This window comes from Bacillus sp. AFS077874 (genome assembly GCF_002566505.1).
Taxonomy (GTDB): domain Bacteria; phylum Bacillota; class Bacilli; order Bacillales; family Bacillaceae_G; genus Gottfriedia.
The window spans coordinates 168,920-183,534 of the sequence record NZ_NUYF01000010.1; the positions used below are offsets into that span (position 1 = coordinate 168,920).

Sequence of the window (14,615 nt, forward strand, 5' to 3'; positions counted from 1 at the left end):
ATATAACTATTTGAAGACTGTCTAATTAATAGACCGTCTTTTTTTGTTAAAAAACGAAGACAACAAAAAAGACCTTCGATTGAAAGCCCAGCAGTTGTTTACTCTGTAGATTTCAATATATCTAATATATTGTTTGAGTCAATTTTCTTTTTTTGTCTCCCTAAACTAATCACTTGTTCTCCATATTTATCTTGCAATTTATGTAATGTTTCAAACAATGGTTCTTGTTTGGCATCCTTTTCAAAAGAAAATAGGTCTAATTGCTTTGATATTTCATCTTTTGGGTTTAATTGTGATGCAGTTACTCCGATTAAACGTAATGGTTCTCCGTTCCAATTTCTTTTCCATAAATCAAATGCCTCTTTAAAGATATCATTAGCTTGTTGTACAGGTGTTGAAAGTTTTTTACTTCGATTAATTGTTTTTCGGTCACTAAATCGAAGTGTAATTGTCACAGTGTCAGCAACTAAACCCTTCTTAATTAATCGTTCAGCTACCTGTTTAGATAGAGCTTCAAATTTTTCTGCAATTATTGGTTCCTCAAAAACATCAAATGAAAATGTCGTTGATTGGCCAATTGTCTTATGTGAAAGCATACGACTAGGATCGACTTCTCTCTCATCTATTCCATTAGCCTTATTTCTTAAAGATTTACCGTTTACACCTAATAATTCTTGTACTTGTTTTTCATTACTTTTTGCCAAATCTTCTATTGTAATAATACCAATTTCATTTAATTTTTCTTCAGTTTTCTTACCAACCCCATGCATTTCTCCTACTTTTCTAGGCCATAAAATAGTAGGAACATCCCTCTTACGAAGAACAGTAATTCCAAGTGGTTTTTTCATATCTGAGGCTGTTTTAGCAAGAAATTTATTTGGACCAATACCGATACTGCATGGCATATCCAGATCTTCTAACAACATTGACTGAATCAATTCAGCTATTTTAATTGGATGACCTAGTTTTTCATCACAATTAGTTATATCAATATATCCTTCATCAATTGATGCCACTTCAATTTTAGGACTTATTGCACCTAATTTTTCAAATATTTGCCTTGAGACTTTTCGGTAAGCTTCAAAATTTGGAGTTTTCACAATCATCTCAGGACATTTTTTTCGCGCTTCCCATAATGGCATTGTTGCCCGAATTCCATAAGCTCGAGCTTCATAACTTGCAGTTACGATAATTCCCCTGCGCTCTTTTTCATTGCCGGCGACAACTACTGGTTTACCTTTTAATGTTGGATCATTCGCTATTTCAACCGAAGCAAAAAATGAATTCATATCAACATGTAAAATGACTCTTCCGCTCTTTGGTGCCCATTGATTCATTGCTACACCTCCTATGCTAGTATAATATCATTTTTTTATATTTCCTATAAACGTGTATTAATGTTGAAGATAGTTAAAACTGATAAAGTTTGAATCAAATCTAAAACCAATATCTAATTATTATAAACGTTTTTGGATTAAAGGAGAAAAGCTATGCAAAGTGAAATTCAAAAAATATCAACGAATTTATGGTTTGATACCCAAGCCGAAGAAGCCGTAAATTACTACACTTCTATATTTAAGAATTCAAAAATTGAAACAATCACACGTTTTGGAAAAGAAAGACATGACCCAAACAGTATGCAAGAAGGAGCTGTTATGACGATCCAATTTAGCTTAGAAGGGCTAGATTTTGTTGCGTTAAACGGTGGACCACACATTAAATTTACAGAAGCAATTTCATTCATCGTTCATTGTGACTCCCAAGAAGAAATAGATTATTATTGGGAAAAATTATCAAAGGATGGAGATAAAAATGCGCAAGCATGTGGTTGGTTAAAAGATCAATTTGGTGTCTCATGGCAAATTGTTCCGACCATTTTACCTCAACTATTAAATGACTCTAATCTAGAAAAATCTGAACGAGTAATGAAAGCTGTTCTACAAACTAAGAATAAAATCAATATAAACAACTTAATTGAAGCTTATGAAGGAAACCCCTCTTCTAATTAGAATAGGGGTTTTAATAATAAATACATTCCCCTAAGATTCCTATTTACTTCTCATAAAGTCCAAAAAGAGATAAAATAAACCTATCTAAATTGTATTTTTTGAAATTAATGGAGGTATTTTCTTTTGAGTAACGAAAATCAATCAATGTATGATTATATAGGGAAAGAAAAATTAGAAGAGCTAGTGGATACTTTTTATTCTTATGTTTCAAAACATGAGAGACTTTCACCAATATTTCCAGGTGACTGGGAGGAAACAGCACGTAAACAAAAACTATTTTTAACACAGTTTTTAGGTGGACCACAATATTATAGTATGGAACGCGGTCATCCAAGAATGCGCGCGCGTCATTTGCCTTTTCCAATTACAATTGAATTAGCTCATGACTGGTTGGATTGCATGGGAAAAGCGATGGATGATGTCGATTTAGATGAAGAAATTAAAGAGCCATTATTACAACATTTAAGAAATGTTGCTTACCATATGGTGAACCAAGAATAATCTTTAGGGGATAAATTATGAGCGAGAGGCCAGTTATTTTATTTGATGGTGAATGTATTTTATGCAATGGAGCTGTTCAATTGATAATTAAACATGACCAAAAAGGTTATTTTCATTTTGCCGCACTACAATCCACATTTGGCGAAAAGCTTAAGAAGGATCACCCTGAACTTGGTTCAATTGATTCAATTATTCTTGTTCAAAATGGAAAAATAAAAATTGAATCTTCAGCTGCACTTTCTATTGCAAAAAATTTAGAAGGCTGGCCAAAATTTTTCTATGCCTTTATCATAATCCCAGCAATAATACGTGACTATTTATATAGACTGATCGCAAGAAATCGTTTTAAATTCTTTGGAAAAAACGAATCGTGTATGTTTCCATCAAAAGAAATTAGGGATCGATTTTATTTATAAAAGTCCTCTTCAATTGAAAGAACCACAAGGTTATCATTTCCCCTTGTGGTTCTTTTTTAGTTCCCGAATTAACTTTTTATAAGAAATCTTGTTAAAGCGAGCCCTAAAAATCCAACACCCATTCCAATTAGCCAACCAGAATGTGGTTCATGTAATAAACTTCCGATTCCTCCGCCTAGAAACATACAGCCTACAAACACGATTCCTCCAATACCGGCACCTCTATTACTCAAAATCTGACCATCCTCTCCAAATAAATATTTCCTATCTATTTGTGGATAGATATCTTTTTGTATTTCTCTATTTTTTATTTAGCTTTTTCCTAAAAAATTCCAGTAATATTTTCTAACTTACTAATTTATTAGAATTTTATTACTATTCAATTACAAATTTTATATAATAATATTAGACGTTAAGAATTTTTTTGAAATCATATATTCCTTCTTAATTGCATTTTTAACGTCAAACAATTAAGAAAAATCTTAGCCGGAGCGTGATTAAATTTGCAGAAGCACAGACGTAGGAACACACCAGCATTTACTGTTTTAGCTTACTTTACATTAGTTGCAGGGGTATTTTTGTTTTGTATCGGACTTTACAATGCAGATATGGAATTAAACGAAAAAGGTTATTATATTGCAGTTATGCTATTAGTAGCAGTAGGCTCAATTTTAACCCAAAAGGTTGTTCGTGATAATGCCGAAGATGATGATATTATCGCTGAGCAAGAAGTTCAATTAAAGATGAAACTAGATAGTTCAACAAAGAAAGAAACAACTAATTTATAAAAAAAAAAGGGGATCACAAAAAGTACATTTACTTTTGTGATCCCCTTACTTTTGATTATAAAGTTTTTATTCCCAAACTCGTTTTAATTTAAAGAATTCTTGAATATAGCCATAAAGTGAAACTGGCGACATAATCATTTGATAGCATAATAGAAAGAATAGAAATCCTATACGATTATTTCTTATTCTTAAATTCAAATTACGGAAAACATAGTTTTTCTGGTAAAAATAAAGGATTGAATAGCTAATAAATGTTAATGGGAGAACTAATAAAGTCATTGGACCAACAATAATGTTGATTCCAAAAAACGCTAAAATCAGTCCAGGAATCCAACATAAAGTGTAAATAAGATCTAAGTAAATCATCATGAGATTAATACCAGTTAAATATTTCGTATAAACTTGTGGTTGTTGCCACGGTTTTATTTCAATTAGTCCTTCAACCATACCTCGTGCCCATCTTGATCTTTGTTTAGCAAAATGACCAAAGGTTGTAGGTGCATCAGTAAATGCTACTGCTAATGGTTCGAAGTATACCTTCCATTGCTTTTGTAAAAGTCTCCATGTTAAAACGATATCTTCTCCAATTGCATCTGGCCAACCATTAACTTCCTTTACACAATCAGTTTTATATAAACTAAACGCCCCTTGTGCAACAAGAGTTCCTTGATATAATCCCTGAAGTCTTTTTATGGAAGCAATTCCTAAGAAGTAGTCCCACTCTTGAATCTTAGTCCAAAATGTTTCACGACTATTACGAACTAACATTGAGCCAGCAACAGCACTAACATCAGAAGGACTACTTTTTATTCTTGAAACTAAGTATCTTACTGCAGAAGGATGAATTAAAGTATCTGCATCTAATGTAATGACATATGGTGTTTTTACATACTCCAAGCCTAAATTAAGTGCATGAAACTTACCTGGTTTTGGTTGATGTAATAAAGTAATATTTGAACTTAACTCTTTTTTCGCCCTCTTTACTTCACGATCTGTACCATCAGTTGAATTATTATTAATAACAATAATGTTTATTTTACCAGTATAATCTTGATCTGAAATATATTTTAACGTATTAAAAATAGCGCCTTCTTCATTATAAGCAGCCACTAATACAGTTACCGAATCATTTGGAAATTCATTTTTAAAATTCGGTTGTTTATCGAGTAGTAAACTTATGACCAAAAAAGTGCTCATATAGCCAGGTATGTAGGCAATACCCCCTATTATAATGATTGCTACTGGCGTAGTAACAACGTCAGATAAATCCTTTACCCAAGGAATTGATAAATAAATTGAAAAAAGTAACCAAGAAAATGAAATAAAATGGCTAAACCAAAATTTCTTATTTACTGTTAAATAATATCGGTTTCCTTTTTTTTGTATAGGAGACAAGTTAGGTTCCAATAGCCTTCCTCCTTTTTATGAAATTTTAACGATAAAGTTCATTATATCACTATAACTTTTAATAATATCCTAGCAACTTTTGGTAAAAAGGTATTAATCAACGATTTTATAACACCTTTATTTTATTACTTAATAATGACAAAATAAAAAAGAACTGAAATTCTATCAGTTCTTGATCTAGCCAATATTATTTCTTAAAAGCTAATCCTTTCTCTTCCAATGCATTTTTAATGGTCATAATTGCCTTAGGTCCCATCCCATGTAATTTTAACACTTCCGCTTCACTTAATTGTGTGAATTGCTCCAATTGTAAGTAACCTGCTGAAGTTAATGCTCTAATAGCAGGTTTAGCTAATCCATTTGGTAGTGAATTTTCACTCATAAAAAATCTCCTCCTTTTTAAAATTTTTATCAAGCCAATTGATGATGTCGTTTTTCATACTACCTGTGATCGTATGATTTACATCCTTATATTTAAGAAAATCTATATAAAAATGATGTTTTGTTGTTAAAAAATCGAGTTGTCCACCAATTGGAATAACTAAATCCTGTTCGCCGTGTAAGAATAAAACAGGCTTTCTTATCGTACTATCTTTATATTTAGGATCATATTTTACAAACGTTTCCAATTCACTTTCATTTAATGGTTCTCTTCTATCTTTTTTACGAAAATCCTTCTCAGAATAAATATAAGAACTTGATCCATTAATATTAATTAATCCGGCATAACTGTTATTTGAAAAAAACATTCCACTTGCAATAAAACCACCCATCGAACTACCTAACAGAATTGTATTTTCTTTTTTTAAACAAAGTTGATCTATCATTTCATCTTCTTCATCAATTGTTTCAAATATCGTTTTCCAAAAATATGTTTGTAAAATCTCTTGATCGAAATGGTTATTCAGAGCCTGTCTCGAATCATGATATTTAATTTCGGGAATAACAACTTTATATCCTAATTCAGATAGTTCTTTACCAAGTTGTATTTGTGATTCAATCGTTGAACCCCAACCATGAAACATGATGATAGTTTCTTTCCTACTAAATATATTTGGGGTTATTTCATAATAATTAATCATTTTTCCCACCTAAATTTCTTTATTTTCTATCGTAATATTAAATCATTCTAATAATAACAAAATTATTTGAATTTTGAATTGCCATATTTAAAAAAATGCTATAAAATACTTTTGTTTGTATACAATGATATTATCTTTAAAATAAATTTTTGCCTATTTACTTCACGCGGAAAAAAACGAGGATGTGTATGATCAATGGTTCAACATTTAAACTTAATAATTAGTCACTATGGTTATTTAGGCATCATTTTAGCATTAATTGGAGGCATTATTGGATTACCACTACCAGATGAAATTCTTTTAGTATACATAGGTTATAATGTATTTCTAGGTAGATTATCATATTTACCTTCTATAGCTTGTGCGATTATTGGAATCATTTGTGGAATCTCATTAAGTTATTTACTTGGATACATATTTGGTTTACCTTTACTTAATAAATATGGACCAAAAGTTCATATTACAGAGAAAAAAATTGAAATGACAAAAAGCTTATTTACAAAATTTGGACCATATATTCTTATAATAGGATTTTTCATACCCGGAATCAGGCATTTAACTGCTTATTTTGCTGCCATTAATAAATATTCTTATAAAAAATTTGCAACTTTTGCATTTATTGGAGCAATTCTTTGGGGATTCACTTTTATAACATTAGGTAAAATTTTTGGTGAAGAATGGGATAAAGTGGCGTCTATTTTTGCAAAGTATAGTTTAGTCATATTTCCAACTGCCTTATTGCTTGCGATCGTATTCTTTTTCCTATATAGAAAACGATTAACTACAAATTAGAGTTAGGTTTTAGACTTATTAACTATAAAAAAAGGCGAGACAGTGTGTTTCGTCTTTTTTTTGTTGGAAAATGAGTGTGTCAATTATCCTTGAATATTAGCCTGCAATTAAATTCTGAAAATCGCAATTAAAATTAGGAAAACTGCAATTAAATTCCAAGGAATCACAATTAAAATTAAAAATTACCCATACCCGCTAAGGTATTATAGCTAAAATAGCTAAAAATCGTATAATAATTGATCCTTTCAAATAGAAAACTAGCAAATATACTCTAAATCGATTAAAAACTTGATAAAAAGCTTCTAATCCACTATAAAAACAACGAGCATTTCATGTAAAAATAAATTGAGCCCTTGAGATACCCTTCTCATTACACGTAAGTACGTTCTTTTATTATTTTTAAAAACAAAAAGAGGGCGCCTATTTATCAGTTAATCTGATAGATAGGACAACCCTTTTTTTACTTAATTATTTAGCAACTTCTTCTACAATTGCAATGACCATTTCAGCAGTTTTTACTAACTCTTTAATTGGCATTCTTTCATTTGTAGTGTGGATTTCTTCATAACCGATTGCTAAGTTTACAATTGGGAAACCGTGACCTGCGAATACGTTCGCGTCAGATCCTCCACCACTTTGTTGTAATGCAGGAGTACGTCCAATTTTTTCTGCTGCACGTTTTGCAACTTCAACAACGTGGTCTCCTTCACCAAATTTAAATCCTGGGTACATAATTTGAACTTCTACTTCAGCACGTCCACCCATTTCAGTAGCTGCTTCTTCAAAAGCAGCTTTCATTTTAGCTACTTGAGCTTCCATTTTTTCACCGATTAATGAACGAGCTTCAGCTAAAATATTCACTTGATCGCATACGATATTTGTTGCACTTCCACCTTCGAAACGTCCGATATTAGCAGTAGTTTCTTCGTCGATTCGACCAAGTGGCATTCTTGCAATTGCTTTTGAAGCAATCGTAATCGCTGAAACGCCTTTTTCAGGTGCAACACCTGCATGTGCTGTTTTACCAAAAATAGTCGCAATTACTTTAGCTTGAGTTGGAGCTGCTACGATAATGTTACCTACTTCTTCATCGCTATCTAATGCATATCCAAATTTAGTTGTGATTAATTTAGGATCCATTGCTTTAGCACCATGTAATCCAGATTCTTCACCAACTGAGATAATGAATTGGATTTCACCATGCTCAATATTTTGTTCTTTAATGATTTTAACAGCTTCTAAAAATGCTGCGATACCCGCTTTATCATCTGCACCTAGAATTGTAGTTCCGTCAGTAACGATATATCCATCTTTGATTGATGGCTTGATTCCTTTACCTGGAGTTACTGTATCCATATGACAAGAGAAGAAAATACCGTCAACGCCTTCTTTAGTAGCAGGAATTGTAGCAACAATATTTCCAGCACCGTGACCTGTAACACCCATCGTGTCGTCTTCAAAAACATTCATTCCAAGAGCTTCTAATTTTTGTTTTAAAACCTTTGCAATTTCAGCTTCAAACTTAGTTTCAGAGTCTACTTGTACTAATTCTAAAAATTCTTCGACTATACGTTGTTCATTAATCATTTGTGTCATGCCTCCAAATTGTATATGTAAAAAAATGTCTACAAAGGTATATTACCATGTTTTTTTGCTGGGCGCTTTTCATTTTTGTTTTTTAATACTTCTAAAGATTGAATAAGCTTTTTTCTAGTCAACCTTGGATCAATAACATCATCAACTAGACCGTATTTTGCAGCAACATAGGGATTAGAAAATTTCTCTTTATATTGATCCATCCATTCTGATCTTAACTCATCTGGTCGATTACTTTGAGAGATTTCTTTTCCGTATAAAATATTTACAGCACCTGCAGCACCCATTACAGCGATTTCAGCGTTTGGCCAGGCAAATACTAAATCTGCTCCAATTGATTTACTATTTAATGCAACGTATGCTCCACCAAATGCTTTTCTCGTAATGACTGTAACTTTAGGAACTGTTGCCTCAGAATACGCATATAAAAGCTTAGCACCATGCCTTATTATACCTCCATGCTCCTGTTTTACACCAGGGAAAAACCCTGTCACATCAACAAAAGTGATGATTGGTATATTAAAACTATCACAAAAACGAATAAATCTTGCCCCTTTATCAGCTGAATGTAAATCTAATCCTCCAGCCATAAATTTAGGTTGATTACAAACGAGACCTACTACTTCACCATTTAATCTAGCAAAACCTACAACTAAATTTTTAGCGAAATCTTTTTGAACCTCAAAAAAGGAATCATCATCTACAATCATTTCTATTATTTTTTTAACATCATAAGGTCGACTACTTTCATCAGGAATTAGCTCCATTAAATCATCAAGATCTTTTTCAATTTTCATTTTAGTAGGTGCTTTTTCTTCCCAATGAGCCGGTAAATACTCTATTAAATTTCTAACGACCTTAAGGGCTTCTTCTTCCGACTCAGCTTGAAAATGAGCATTTCCACTTATCTCATTATGGACTTTAGCTCCACCTAAATCCTCTGCAGAGATTTTCTCACCTGTTACACTTTCGATTACCTTAGGTCCAGTAATAAACATTTGGCTAGTTCCATTAACCATGATAACGAAGTCAGTAATTGCTGGAGAATAGACTGCACCACCTGCACAAGGCCCCATAATAACTGAAATTTGTGGTACAACCCCTGAATAAATCGTATTACGATAAAAAACATGTCCATAACCATCTAAAGAAAGGACACCTTCTTGGATTCTAGCACCACCTGAATCATTTAATCCAATAATCGGAGCTTTACACTGTACTGCCATGTCCATTAATTGACTTATTTTTTTCGCATGCATTTCACCTAAAGCACCGCCGAACACAGTAAAATCTTGCGAAAAAACAAATACCGTTCGATCGTTAATTTTGCCATAACCTGTGACAACTCCATCACATGCACCATTTTGTTCATCCATTCCAAAATCTGAACAACGATGCTCGACAAAACTAAATAACTCAACAAAACTCCCTTCATCTAAAAGCATGTCTATTCTTTCTCGTGCTGTAAACTTTCCACGTTCATGTTGTTTCTCAATCCGTTCAAATCCTCCACCTTGCTCTATTTCAGATTTCTTTTCATATAGTTTATAAAGATCATCATACTTGCTCACTAAACTCCCCCCTTTTTTGAACAATTTCGATTAATACTCCAAATTGTTTAGGGTGGATAAAGGCAACTTTTGACCCCTCACTCCCATTACGCGGTGAATGATGGATTAAATTGAATTGGCGTTTTTTTAGTTCTAATAGTGATTTTTCGATGTCATCTACTTGAAAAGCAATATGATGCAATCCTTCACCTTTTTTTTCAATATATTTATGTACAGGATTCGTTGATGTAAGTGGTTGGATTAATTCGATGTTAATTTTATTTGTTTTAAAAAATGCGACTTCTACACCTTGGTCTTCATCTATTTCTCGATATGAGTATGATAAGCCTAAATCACCCTCATACTTTTTAATACTATCGTTTAAATTTTTTACACAGATTGCCATATGATCTATATTTGTAAACATTTTTTTCCCTCTCCTTCAATTCAACGCTTTTATTAGAAGCATATGAGATTTTTCATGTACTGTAATCTGTTCAAAAGTACATAGCTATTATTTAAACAATATTCAAGAAAGTGGACAAACATGATTAAAAACCGTAGCAGTATACAACCGTATTTTAAGAGATAACAATGAAAATGAAGCTATGATTTTGAATCTGAGTACAATTAAGCTAAACACCAAAACTACAAGCAATTAAAAAAAGTTCGACGGCATTCCCCTCACTTTTCTCTTTTCATAAAACAATCTGACTACTTATCAACCGAATTGTTATTTAGACTCGATATAAAAGGCTTATTTTCCCCAAAAAAAGTGCAATTATTGCAGTTTTTGTAGTTTGTAAACCTACTAGATTACATGATAATATTACCTCGTTATCACTATTTGTTAACTAGGGAGGAATTTACGTGAACAAAAAAGTTTTAGCAGTTGGGTTATCTTTAGGATTAGCAGCAAGTAGTTTTTCAGTAACAAATACATATGCTGCACCAAAAAATGTGTTATCTAGCTACAAGTACAATGAATCTGTAGGATCACCTGAATTTATTTCAGGTCAGCTGACAAAGTCATCAACTCAAAGTCCTGAGAGCATTGTACTAGGTTATGTCAATGCTAACAAAGATAAATTTAAACTCGGTTCGAAATCCTCAGAAGAATCATTCATCATTAAATCTAGCAATAAAGATATGTTGGGTACCGCTCTTCGACTACAACAAGTATATAATGGTGTACCTGTTTGGGGCTCTACTCAAACAGCATTAGTTGCAGACGATGGTGTTCTAACAGCTTTCTCTGGTACGGTAGCACCTAATCTAGATACGAAAAAAGGATTGAAATCTGAAAAGAAAGTAAATGCCTACAAATCTATTAAAATTGCAGAAGCCGACCTAGGTTATACTCCTATCTATGAAAAAGACCCTACAGCAAATCTAGTAGTTTACACAAATGGTGATGAAGCTACTTACGCTTACCTTGTAAACTTAAACTTCCTTTCTCCTAAACCAGGAAACTTTAATTATTTCATTGATGCATCAACTGGAAAAATATTAAATAGCTATAATAATTTAGACGAAGCAGATAGTAGTGCCCCTCCTACAAAACCTGGTGGAACAACAAGTAGTACGAATACAACTGGAACAGGAGTTGGCGTGCTTGGTGATACAAAAACATTAAATATGACTGTATCGGGTTCATCTTATTATTTACAAGATAGACTGCGAGGATCAGGTATTTTCACTTATGATGCGGCTAACAAACAACGTCTTGCTGGTACACTTTGGACAAGTCCTGATAATCTTCTAAATAGCACTTATGATGCGGCAGCAGTTGATGCACATTATTTTGCAGGATTAACATTTGATTATTATAAAAATGTTTTTGGACGCAATTCATATGATAATAAAGGCGGTGCACTAAAATCGAGTGTCCATTATAGCCGTAATTACAACAATGCGTTTTGGAACGGTACGCAAATGGTTTATGGCGATGGTGATGGTACAACATTTATTCCATTATCAGGTGGTATTGACGTAGTAGCACATGAGTTAACTCACGCTGTAACAGAAACTAGCTCAAATTTAACTTATCAGAATGAATCTGGTGCACTAAACGAAGCAATTTCTGATATTTTTGGTACTTTAATAGAGTTCTATAATAATAAAAATCCTGATTACCTGATTGGTGAAGATATTTATACGCCAAAAATTGCTGGTGATGCACTTCGTTCGATGAGTGATCCAACTAAATATGGAGATCCAGATAACTATGCAAATCGTTACACTGGAACATCTGACAATGGAGGAGTTCATACGAATAGCGGTATTATTAATAAAGCTGCTTACCTAATTGCTAAAGGTGGAACAGCTTACGGCGTGTCTGTTACAGGAATCGGAAATGATAAACTAGCTCAAATTTTCTATCGTGCAAATACTGTTTACTTAACAGCTTCCTCTACTTTCAGTCAAGCACGTGCTGCGTGTGTTCAAGCAGCTTCTGACACATACGGTGCAAGCTCCGCAGAAGTAACTACTGTAAATAAAGCATTTGATGCGGTTGGAGTTAAGTAAAATTTTAATTACATTTTGAGTAAATAAGGGATGTCTCGTAAGCTAAAAATGCTTATGAGACCCTTTTTTATTTTGGGAAAAGACAGCGTATTTATTAGGCAAGGGAATTACTATAAAAAAGGCTTAGACTATAAAAAATATCCGACATATGCTAAAATAGGACAACACTTGTATGATTCTAATAAAAAATTAATAAATTGTAATTCTTTAATATAAGGTGGTAATCACATGAGAAAAAAAACACAAAAAGTAGTTGTTATGATTATGTTAATTTCAATGCTCGCTACTACTTTACTTGCAGGTATCGCTGCAATGTTATAAAAGGTCAAATAATATTGAATAAGAGGATTCATCATCAAGATCTTGAGATTTTGATGGTGAATCCTCTTTATTATCTGATCGCACCTTGTTCACGAGCTAATTGCTCAAATGAACTTGTTGATGTTGTGATTAACACTTTCGTTCCATATGGTATTTTATCAAAAAGTTCATTCACATCATTTGTGTACATTCTTACACATCCATTTGATACATATTTACCAATTGTTGAAGGGTCATTATTTCCATGAATACCATAAATCGAACCATCAGTACCTAATGCGTCAAAACCAATCCATCTAGTTCCTAGAGGATTTTTAGGATCTCCTCCTGGAATATTCTTTTTGCGCCAATATGGATTTTTGGCTTTATATGTAATATTAAAAATACCTTCAGGAGTTAAATCTGCTGTTTTTCCGGTAGCAATTCGATAAATCCTTAGGACTTTACCATCTTCTATATATGCCAAATTATTTACTTCTTTATTAATAATAATAAATGGTTCGCCTACCCTTGGATTTTGTCCAAGTGGCCATACTGGACCAATTACTAAAAGTAGTGATAGAACTAGTTTAAGCAAATAAAGCAACTCCTTTTTAATTTCACTTAGCGTATTTTCCCTTAAACTTTGATTTCATAATCAAAAAACTTTCCATTTCATTGATGATCGTTAATACCGATGCTCTAGTTTCAAAATCATCAGATGTTTGTGGTAACGGCATCGCCCGAAACATATGATAGATTTCTTCCAATTGATATAAACATATAGCTCCACTGATGATTGGGTTTATTGAAAAGCTTAGATCATTAAAAAATTTGGATAAAATATGTGATTGTTCGTTACTTACTTTAATGTCACAAACCGCTTCAATAATACGGTGAATAATTTCTAGTTGCCGCTCTCTTAATAGAAAGTACTCATAATCTTCATCATTCGAAGATTTAAAATAATGATTATCGATTTCTAATTTTGAAATTCTTTTTGCTTCTTGAAGCAATTTTACTGTTTCATCATATTCTTCTAAAAAACATTTATTAGCTGGTTCTTTTAAATAAATAGAAATCTTCTCAAAAATAAAACAAAATTTAGAATCAATTTGTACTTTAAAGCTTTTTATTTGATCATCTAAACTAGGCATATATAAATTACAAAGTAAAGCTACACCAATTCCTATTACAATTACAGTTAACTCATCTACTATTATTGAAGCTGTAATGTTTTTTAGACCATATAGATGTAGCATGATCACTGCACTAGAAATGACTCCCTCTTGAATTTTAAGCTTTACTAAGCTTGGAATAAAAAATAAAAGTAATAGTCCAATCGCTAAAGGTGTATAACCAAAAATATGAAAGAAAAAAATACAAAAAAGGATGATCAGCACGCATGCAGAAAACCTTCTCAATGCTGTATCTAATGAACGCTTTTTAGTAGTTTGTATACATAATATTGTTAATGTTCCCGCAGACGAGTAAAAATGAACTCCCACCGATTGTGCAATAAAAATTGCAACCGCACTCCCTAACGCCGTTTTAACAATCCTTGAACCAATTCTAAACATAATATCACCTATTATTTATGTTTTACTTTATGTCATATTTGATTCATTGAATAGGTTAATATTTC

General features: G+C 32.4%; 17 protein-coding genes. 7 read left to right on the forward strand and 10 right to left on the reverse strand.

Features of this window, described 5'->3' with window-relative positions; translation table 11 throughout:
- Positions 1 to 98: 98 nt before the first annotated feature.
- Complete coding sequence (locus tag COJ46_RS12100) at positions 99 to 1,337, reverse strand: DNA polymerase IV (RefSeq protein ID WP_097974566.1); 1,239 nt, start codon at positions 1,335 to 1,337, stop codon at positions 99 to 101.
- A 153-nt stretch (positions 1,338 to 1,490) separates the two neighbouring features.
- Here COJ46_RS12100 and COJ46_RS12105 point away from each other — a divergent pair, with 153 nt between their 5' ends.
- The 3 genes from COJ46_RS12105 to COJ46_RS12115 all read left to right on the forward strand — a co-directional run bounded on the left by COJ46_RS12105 (position 1,491) and on the right by COJ46_RS12115 (position 2,926).
- Positions 1,491 to 2,009, forward strand: coding sequence for a VOC family protein (locus COJ46_RS12105; protein WP_098565971.1), 519 nt, complete (start codon positions 1,491 to 1,493; stop codon positions 2,007 to 2,009).
- A 123-nt stretch (positions 2,010 to 2,132) separates the two neighbouring features.
- A complete protein-coding gene (locus tag COJ46_RS12110; RefSeq protein WP_025672250.1) occupies positions 2,133 to 2,510 on the forward strand; it encodes a globin domain-containing protein in 378 nt (125 codons plus the stop codon).
- Positions 2,511 to 2,527: 17 nt separating this feature from the next.
- Positions 2,528 to 2,926 (forward strand): thiol-disulfide oxidoreductase DCC family protein, encoded by a 399-nt coding sequence (locus COJ46_RS12115; protein ID WP_098565972.1) that lies wholly within the window; start codon positions 2,528 to 2,530, stop codon positions 2,924 to 2,926.
- Positions 2,927 to 2,994: 68 nt separating this feature from the next.
- On the opposite strand, the gene COJ46_RS24480 is transcribed toward COJ46_RS12115, so the two are convergent.
- Positions 2,995 to 3,159, reverse strand: a complete 165-nt coding sequence (locus COJ46_RS24480) for a hypothetical protein (protein WP_175403474.1) — start codon at positions 3,157 to 3,159, stop codon at positions 2,995 to 2,997.
- Positions 3,160 to 3,429: 270 nt separating this feature from the next.
- Between COJ46_RS24480 and COJ46_RS12120 the strand changes: the two genes are divergently transcribed.
- On the forward strand, positions 3,430 to 3,714 hold the full coding sequence (locus COJ46_RS12120; protein ID WP_056475296.1) for a YiaA/YiaB family inner membrane protein: 285 nt from the start codon (positions 3,430 to 3,432) through the stop codon (positions 3,712 to 3,714).
- A gap of 66 nt (positions 3,715 to 3,780) precedes the next feature.
- On the opposite strand, the gene COJ46_RS12125 is transcribed toward COJ46_RS12120, so the two are convergent.
- From COJ46_RS12125 to COJ46_RS12135, 3 genes are all read right to left on the reverse strand, one after another.
- The gene (locus COJ46_RS12125; RefSeq protein WP_097974560.1) at positions 3,781 to 5,121 is read right to left on the reverse strand and encodes a glycosyltransferase family 2 protein; all 1,341 of its coding nucleotides are present in this window, start codon (positions 5,119 to 5,121) and stop codon (positions 3,781 to 3,783) included.
- A gap of 187 nt (positions 5,122 to 5,308) precedes the next feature.
- Positions 5,309 to 5,503 carry a helix-hairpin-helix domain-containing protein gene (locus tag COJ46_RS12130; protein ID WP_097974558.1) on the reverse strand — a complete coding sequence of 65 codons (195 nt, stop codon included), beginning with the start codon at positions 5,501 to 5,503 and terminating at the stop codon, positions 5,309 to 5,311.
- Positions 5,496 to 6,203: an alpha/beta hydrolase family protein gene (locus tag COJ46_RS12135; RefSeq protein WP_097974556.1), complete on the reverse strand. Its 708-nt coding sequence runs from the start codon at positions 6,201 to 6,203 to the stop codon at positions 5,496 to 5,498. Before COJ46_RS12135 ends, COJ46_RS12130 begins: the two co-directional genes overlap by 8 nt.
- A 195-nt stretch (positions 6,204 to 6,398) precedes the next feature.
- Between COJ46_RS12135 and COJ46_RS12140 the strand changes: the two genes are divergently transcribed.
- Positions 6,399 to 6,995, forward strand: a complete 597-nt coding sequence (locus COJ46_RS12140; protein WP_097974554.1) for a DedA family protein — start codon at positions 6,399 to 6,401, stop codon at positions 6,993 to 6,995.
- Between the two features lie 468 nt (positions 6,996 to 7,463).
- Here COJ46_RS12140 and COJ46_RS12145 read toward each other — a convergent pair whose 3' ends face one another.
- From COJ46_RS12145 to mce, 3 genes are read right to left on the reverse strand one after another with little or no spacing between them, the layout of a single operon-like run.
- The gene (locus COJ46_RS12145; RefSeq protein ID WP_097974552.1) at positions 7,464 to 8,582 is read right to left on the reverse strand and encodes a M20/M25/M40 family metallo-hydrolase; all 1,119 of its coding nucleotides are present in this window, start codon (positions 8,580 to 8,582) and stop codon (positions 7,464 to 7,466) included.
- 38 nt (positions 8,583 to 8,620) lie between these two features.
- On the reverse strand, positions 8,621 to 10,162 hold the full coding sequence (locus tag COJ46_RS12150) for an acyl-CoA carboxylase subunit beta (RefSeq protein ID WP_097974550.1): 1,542 nt from the start codon (positions 10,160 to 10,162) through the stop codon (positions 8,621 to 8,623).
- The gene (gene mce, locus COJ46_RS12155; protein WP_097974549.1) at positions 10,149 to 10,568 is read right to left on the reverse strand and encodes a methylmalonyl-CoA epimerase; all 420 of its coding nucleotides are present in this window, start codon (positions 10,566 to 10,568) and stop codon (positions 10,149 to 10,151) included. Before mce ends, COJ46_RS12150 begins: the two co-directional genes overlap by 14 nt.
- Before the next feature lie 443 nt (positions 10,569 to 11,011).
- Here mce and COJ46_RS12160 point away from each other — a divergent pair, with 443 nt between their 5' ends.
- Positions 11,012 to 12,670, forward strand: a complete 1,659-nt coding sequence (locus tag COJ46_RS12160; protein ID WP_098565973.1) for a M4 family metallopeptidase — start codon at positions 11,012 to 11,014, stop codon at positions 12,668 to 12,670.
- Between the two features lie 228 nt (positions 12,671 to 12,898).
- Entirely contained in the window at positions 12,899 to 12,991 is a 93-nt protein-coding gene (gene prli42 / locus COJ46_RS24485; protein WP_156339731.1) for a stressosome-associated protein Prli42, read from the forward strand.
- 70 nt (positions 12,992 to 13,061) lie between these two features.
- On the opposite strand, the gene COJ46_RS12165 is transcribed toward prli42, so the two are convergent.
- Together COJ46_RS12165 and COJ46_RS12170 are read right to left on the reverse strand one after the other, a co-directional pair.
- A complete protein-coding gene (locus COJ46_RS12165) occupies positions 13,062 to 13,577 on the reverse strand; it encodes a L,D-transpeptidase (protein ID WP_097974545.1) in 516 nt (171 codons plus the stop codon).
- 13 nt (positions 13,578 to 13,590) lie between these two features.
- Positions 13,591 to 14,550: an aromatic acid exporter family protein gene (locus tag COJ46_RS12170; RefSeq protein WP_097974543.1), complete on the reverse strand. Its 960-nt coding sequence runs from the start codon at positions 14,548 to 14,550 to the stop codon at positions 13,591 to 13,593.
- Positions 14,551 to 14,615: the final 65 nt, after the last annotated feature.

What these genes read in the sequence shown, in the direction of transcription:
- COJ46_RS12100 (WP_097974566.1), bottom strand. Translation starts at nt 1,337, where the DNA reads ATGAATCAATGGGCACCAAAGAGCGGAAGAGTCATTTTACATGTTGAT.
- COJ46_RS12105 (WP_098565971.1), top strand. Translation starts at nt 1,491, where the DNA reads ATGCAAAGTGAAATTCAAAAAATATCAACGAATTTATGGTTTGATACC.
- COJ46_RS12115 (WP_098565972.1), top strand. Translation starts at nt 2,528, where the DNA reads ATGAGCGAGAGGCCAGTTATTTTATTTGATGGTGAATGTATTTTATGC.
- COJ46_RS12130 (WP_097974558.1), bottom strand. Translation starts at nt 5,503, where the DNA reads ATGAGTGAAAATTCACTACCAAATGGATTAGCTAAACCTGCTATTAGA.
- COJ46_RS12135 (WP_097974556.1), bottom strand. Translation starts at nt 6,203, where the DNA reads ATGATTAATTATTATGAAATAACCCCAAATATATTTAGTAGGAAAGAA.
- COJ46_RS12140 (WP_097974554.1), top strand. Translation starts at nt 6,399, where the DNA reads ATGGTTCAACATTTAAACTTAATAATTAGTCACTATGGTTATTTAGGC.
- COJ46_RS12145 (WP_097974552.1), bottom strand. Translation starts at nt 8,582, where the DNA reads ATGATTAATGAACAACGTATAGTCGAAGAATTTTTAGAATTAGTACAA.
- mce (WP_097974549.1), bottom strand. Translation starts at nt 10,568, where the DNA reads ATGTTTACAAATATAGATCATATGGCAATCTGTGTAAAAAATTTAAAC.
- prli42 (WP_156339731.1), top strand. Translation starts at nt 12,899, where the DNA reads ATGAGAAAAAAAACACAAAAAGTAGTTGTTATGATTATGTTAATTTCA.
- COJ46_RS12170 (WP_097974543.1), bottom strand. Translation starts at nt 14,550, where the DNA reads ATGTTTAGAATTGGTTCAAGGATTGTTAAAACGGCGTTAGGGAGTGCG.